Annotated in this window: 1 protein-coding gene; it reads right to left on the reverse strand. The window is 73.9% G+C overall.

Features of this window, described 5'->3' with window-relative positions; translation table 11 throughout:
* Positions 1-6,239: non-ribosomal peptide synthetase (locus tag IEZ00_RS37650; RefSeq protein WP_229796440.1), on the reverse strand; the 6,239-nt coding region annotated here is incomplete at both ends.

Below are 6,239 nucleotides of genomic sequence, written 5' to 3' on the forward strand. Positions count from 1 at the left end.
GCCACCAGGCGTTCCGGACCCGCGCCCAGGCCGATCAGGTGGTGCGCCAACCGGTTGGCCCGCTCGTCCAGCTCCGCGTAGGTCAGATGGCGGCCTTCACAGGTGACCGCTACCGCGTCGGGGGTGCGGGCGACCTGGGCGGCGAACAGCTCGGGGATGGTGCCGGTGGGCGCGTCGACCACATCACCGTTCCACTCCACCAGAACCTGCTGCCGCTCCTCCTCCGACACCCACGGGAGCTCCGCCAGCGTCCGGTCGGGATTCTCGCCCAGACCCGTCAGCAGCAGTCGCAGTCTGCCCGCCAACCGCTCGACGGTCGCCGCCTCGAACAGCTGCGGGTCGTAGGTCAGCTCGACGTGCAGCGCGTCGTCCACGTGCGCGCGCACGGTGAGCGGGAACGTGGTGGTGTCCAGGCCGTCCAGCACGTGCACCTGCGGGCCGTGCGGGTCGGCCGCCTCCACGGGGTAGTTCTCGAACGCCAGCAGGCTGTCGAACAACCGGGAGCCGGTCCACGACCGCAGCTGCGCCAGCGAGACGAAGTCGAACCGGCGCGAGTCGGTCTGCGCCTCCTGCAGCCGCTTGAGCCACCGCAGCGCGGGCTCGTCGCCGTCCACCGACGCCCTGGTCGGCACGGTGTTGATGAACATGCCCACCATCGACTCCACGCCGGGCAGCTCGGCGGGCCTGCCCGAGACGGTGGTGCCGAACACCACGTCCCGCTCGCCCGCCGTCCTGGCCAGCAGCAGCGCCCACGCGCCCTGCACGAGCGTGTTGACGGTCAGGCCGCCCGCCCGTGCAACCCGGTCCAGGTCGGCCACCGGCAGGTCCAGCAGCACCTGGGCGCTGGACTCGGCGCGGTGCGCCTCGACCGGCGGGCGGTCGAACGGCAGCGGCGTCGGCGTGGTGAAACCGTCGAGCACACCGCGCCAGTGCGCTTCGGCCTCGTCCTGGTCCTGCTCGGCCAACCAGCCAAGGTAGTCGCGGAACGGCCGCCGGGCCACGACTTCCGCACCGCCGCCGTACTCCGCCAGCACCTCGCCGAACACCTGCGCGGTGCTCCAGCCGTCCAGCAGCACGTGGTGCGAGGTCCACAGCAGGTCCACCTCGTCGTCCGAGACCCGCCCGATCGCCAGTCGCATCAACGGCGGCGCGGTGAGGTCCACCCCCGCCGCGGCGTCGCGCGCCACCAGCTCGGGGGTGATGTCGGTGAACTCCACCGGCACGACCACGCCGCGCCGGACCACCTGCACCGGCTGGTCCACGCCCTCCCACACGATGCCGCTGCGCAGCACGGGCGTGCGGTCCACGACCTTCTGCCACGCCGCAGCCAACCGCTCCGGGGAGTCCATGTTGGACAGTCGCACGCGTACCTGGTTGAGGTAGGCGGTGCTGTCCCGGTCGACGAGGCTGTGGAACAACATGCCCGCCTGCAACGGGGTCAGCGGGTAGACGTCCTCCACGTCCGGGTCCGCGATCCGGTCCACCTGCTGCTGGGTCAGCCGGGCCAGCGGGAAGTCCGACGGCGTGCGGCCGAACGCCTCGGGGGAGGCGCAGTGCGTCGCGATCCCGCGCAGCGCGTCGAGCATCCGGTCGGCCAGCGCCCGCACGGCCGCCTCGTCGTGGACCCGCGTCGAGTACTCCCAGTCGACCAGCAGCTCGCCGCCCTCCACGGCGGCGGTGATGTCGAGCAGGTGCGGGCGGGTCAGGTCGTCGGGCACCTCCCTGCCGGTGTCCCCGGCGCCGATCCCGCCGGACTCCCACTGGCCGAGGTAGTTGAAGCACACCCTGGGCAGCGCGCCGGTCAGGCCGCGGTCGGCGTAGCGCAGCGCCTCGTAGCTCAGGCCGCGGTGCGGCACGGCCCGCAGCTGCTCCTTGACCGACTTCAGCGCCGCGCCCCAGTCGCCGGGTGGCAGCTCCAGCGCCACCGGGAACTGGCTGGTGAACCAGCCCACGGTGCGGGACAGGTCCACGCCGTCGAACAGCTCCTCGCGGCCGTGGCCCTCCAGCGCCACCAGCGCCCTGCCCTCGAACGCCGCCGCCAGCGCGGTCAGCAGCACGTCGTTGACCTGTGTCCGGTATGCGCGAGGCACGGCGTGCAGCAGCGCGTCGGTCTCCTCGCGCCCCAACCGCACCGACACGCTGCGCGCGGTGCCCGCGGTGGTGGGCACCGGCTCCTCGGTCGGGACGGCGGCCCAGTGCGGTAGCGCGTCGTCGAATCCCCCGGCGGCGACGTGGGTGTTCAACCGCCGCGCCCAGCCGCTGAACGGCGTGCTCTTCGGGCCGAGCTCGCCGCCGCGGTAGGCGGTGTCCAGGTCGGCCAGGATGATCCGCCACGACACCGCGTCCACCACGAGGTGGTGCGCGGTCAGGAACAGCCTGCCGCCGGGGAGCAGCACCGCGCGCAGCAGCGGTCCGTGCCGCAGGTCCAGGCCCGCCCTGGCGCGGTCCGCCTCGGCGGCCACGTCGGAGGTGGTGGCGACGCGGAAGACCTCGCCGTCCTCGACCTCGGCGACCTGCTGCCACCACTGGCCGTCGCGGAAGCTGAACCGGGTGCGCAGCGCGTCGTGGTGGGCCACCACCGCGCGCACCGCGTCGCGCAGGGCGGGCACGTCCACCTCGCCCAGCTCCACCAGCACCGACATGGTGAAGTGCGCCAGCGGCCCGTGCTCGGCGAAGAACCAGCGCTGGACCGGGGTCAGCGGCGCCGGTCCGGCCACGGCCTCGTCGGCTCGCGGCCCGTCCTCGGCGGTGACCGCGAGCGCCAGGTCGGCGACGGTCTGCCGGAGGAACACGTCCTTGGAGGTCAGCCGCATCCCGGCCTGCCGGGCGCGGGAGACCACCTGCATGGACAGGATGGAGTCGCCGCCCAGGGCGAAGAAGTTGTCGTGCGCGCCGACCTTCTCCACGCCCAGCACCTCGGCCCAGATCGCCGCGAGTTCGGTCGCGATGCCCGGTGCGGGTGCGACGTAGCCGCTGTCGTCGCCCTGGACGGCAGGCGCGGGCAGCGCCCGGCGGTCGACCTTGCCGCTGGGCGAGACCGGCAGCGCGTCCAGCGCCACGAACACCGAGGGCACCAGGTAGTCCGGCAGCCGCTCCTTCAGCCACGCCGCCAGGTCCGCCGCCGCGCCGACGGTGTAGGCCACCAGGCGCTGGTGGCCGTTGACCTCCCGCGCCGCCACGGCCGCCTGCGCCACGTCGGGGTGGGCCAGCAGCGCGGCCTCGACTTCGCCCAGCTCGATGCGGAAGCCGCGGATCTTGACCTGGTCGTCGTTGCGGCCGAGGTATTCCAGGGTGCCGTCGGGCAGCCAGCGGACCCGGTCGCCGGTGCGGTACATGCGGGAACCGGGTTCGCCGAACGGGTCGGCCAGGAACCGGGACGCGGTCAGACCGGGCCGGGCGTGGTAGCCCCTGGCGACCTGCGGGCCTGCCAGGTACAGCTCACCGGGCACCCCGGTGGGCACCGGGCGCAGGTGCTCGTCCAGCACGTGCGCGACGAGGTTGGCCAGCGGGCGGCCGATGACCGGGCGGTCCCCGACGACCTCGCACGACACCGAGTCCACGGTGACCTCGGTGGGGCCGTAGAAGTTGTATGCCCGCGCGCGGGAGGCGGCCAGCTCGCGCCACAGCGGTGGCGGCAGGGCTTCGCCGCCCAGCATCAGGACCTTGGGCGCGTGCTCGCCGTCGAGCAGTCCGGCGGGGATGAGCTGCTGGACGTAGGACGGGGTGAGGTCCAGGAAGTCGATCCGGTGCTCGCGCACGTACCGCACCAGCGCCGACGGCTCCAGCCGCACCTCGTTGGTCAGCACGTGCAGCTCGTGGCCGTCGGCCATGAGCAGCGGCCCCTCCCAGGAGGTGTCGAAGGAGAACACCGCCGACAGCGCGACGCGCAGGTGCTCGGTGGCGAAGTCGTCGCGGTGGTTGTGCAGGAGGTTGACCAGGTGACGGTGCTCGACCACGACGCCCTTGGGCTTGCCGGTCGAACCGGAGGTGTAGATCACGTACGCGGCGTTGTCCGGCCGCAGCGGCACTCCCGGATCGGTGTCGGGCTGCCCGTCCAGGTCCGGCCACGACACCAGCACCATCGCCGGGTCGGCGTCGCTGAGCAGGAAGCCGACCCGTTCGCGCGGCAGGTCGCGGTCCACCGGCAGGTACACCGCGCCCGCCTTGTGCACGCCCAGGATCGCGGTGACCACGTCCGCCGAGCGCGGCAGCAGCACCGCCACGGCGCGCTCCGGGCCCGCGCCGCGGCCGATCAGCCAGTGGGCCAGCCGGTTGGCCCGCGCGTTCAGCTCGGCGTAGGTGTAGCGGGTGTCGCCGCACACCAGGGCGGTGGCGTCCGGCGTGCGGCGGACCTGCGCCTCGAACAGCGCCGGGTAGGTCGTGGCGGGCACGTCCAGGGCGACGCCGCGGTTGTCGGGTTCGTCGCCCAGCAGCAGGGAGTGCTCGGCCATCGGCCGCCGCGGCGCGGCGGTCAGCCCGGCCAGCAGCGCCAGCAGGTGGCGGGTCATCCGCTCGACGGTGGCCGCGTCGAACAGGTCGGTGCTGTACTCGACCGCGCCGCGCAGCTGCCCGTCGGACTCGCCGAACTCGAAGGTCAGGTCGCAGGTCGAGGTGGTCAGCGGCAGCGGCACCTCGGACACCCGCAGGCCGGGCAGCTCGGGCACCTCGCTGCCGGTGTTCTGCAGCAGCACCATCACGTCGAACAGGGCGTTGCGGCTGGGGTCGCGGTCCGGGCGCACCGCGTCCACCACCCGCTCGAACGGCACGTCCTGGTGCGCGAAGCCCTCCCGCACGGTCTGCCGGACCTCGGCCAGGAACTCGTCGAAGGACCGGTCCAGGTCCACCGAGGAGCGCAGCACGACGGTGTTGACGAACAGGCCGACCACGTCGTCCAGCTCCGCCCGGCCGCGCCCGGACACCGCGGTGCCGACCGCGATGTCGTCCTGGCCGGTGTAGCGGGCCAGCAGCACCTGGCAGGCCGCGACCAGCGCGGTGAACAGGGTGTCCCCGCGCCGCCTGGCCAGCTCCTTCAGCGCGGCGGCGAGGTCGGAGGGCACGGTGAACTCGTGCATCGCGCCCGCCGTGCCGCGCACCGCCGGGCGCGGGCGGTCGGTGGGCAGCTCCAGCGGCGCCACCCCGGCCAGCCGCTCGGCCCAGTAGTCGACCGGCGGGTCCTGCCGCCAGGCGGTGTAGTCCACGTACTGCACGGCGAGCGGCGGCAGCTCCCGCCCCGCGTACAGCGCGCCGAGGTCGCGTGCCAGCACACCGGTCGACCAGCCGTCGGTGACGATGTGGTGCAGGGTCAGCACCAGCACGTGGTCGTCGTCGGCGACCCGCACCAGCCGCGTGCGCAGCAGGGGGCCGCGGCGCAGGTCGAACGGCGTGGTCACCTCCTCGCGCAGCACCTGCTCCCAGGAGCCCTCCTCGACGTGCAGGTCGACCGCGAAGGGCTCGTGCACGACCTGCACGTCGTCGTCGAACGTCGTGCGCAGCGACTCGTGCCGCGCCACCAGCCCGTCCAGGGCCCGGCGCAGCGCGGCCAGGTCCAGCTCGCCGCGCAGCCGCAGCGCGGTCGGCGTGACGTACTCCGTGCTGCCCGGCTCGAACTGGTCCAGGAACCACAGCCGCCGCTGGGCGGGGGACTGGGGGCGGACGCCACCGCGCGGGATCACCGGGATGGCGTCCACCCCCACCAGACCGGAGATCGCGGTCGCGAGTCCGGACACCGTGGGGTGCTGGAACACCGCGCGCGGCGAGAGCTGCACGCCGAACGCCGTGCGGAGCCGGGAGGTCAGCCGGATGCTGAGGATCGAGTCGCCGCCCAGGCCGAAGAAGTCGTCGTGCGCGCCGACGCGCCGCACGCCGAGCACCTCCGCCCAGATGCCCGCGATGGTGCGCTCGGCCTCGGTGCGCGGCTCGACGTGCGCGGCGTCGCCGGTGAACTCCGGTTCGGGCAGCGCACGCCGGTCCAGCTTGCCGCTGGGGGACAGCGGGAGCGCGTCGAGGGTCACCACCGCGGCGGGCACGAGGTAGTGCGGCAGCGCGCGGCTCAGCTCGGCGCGCGGGTCGGTCTCCGGCGCGCCGACGACGTAGCCGACCAGCCGGTCGTCGCGCACGACCACGGCGGCCTCGCGCACGCCCGGCACGGCCAGCAGCGCCGCTTCGACTTCGCCCAGCTCGATGCGGAAGCCGCGGATCTTGACCTGGTCGTCGTTGCGGCCGAGGTATTCCAGGGTGCC

The organism is Saccharothrix coeruleofusca, assembly GCF_014648515.1.
GTDB lineage: Bacteria > Actinomycetota > Actinomycetes > Mycobacteriales > Pseudonocardiaceae > Actinosynnema > Actinosynnema coeruleofuscum.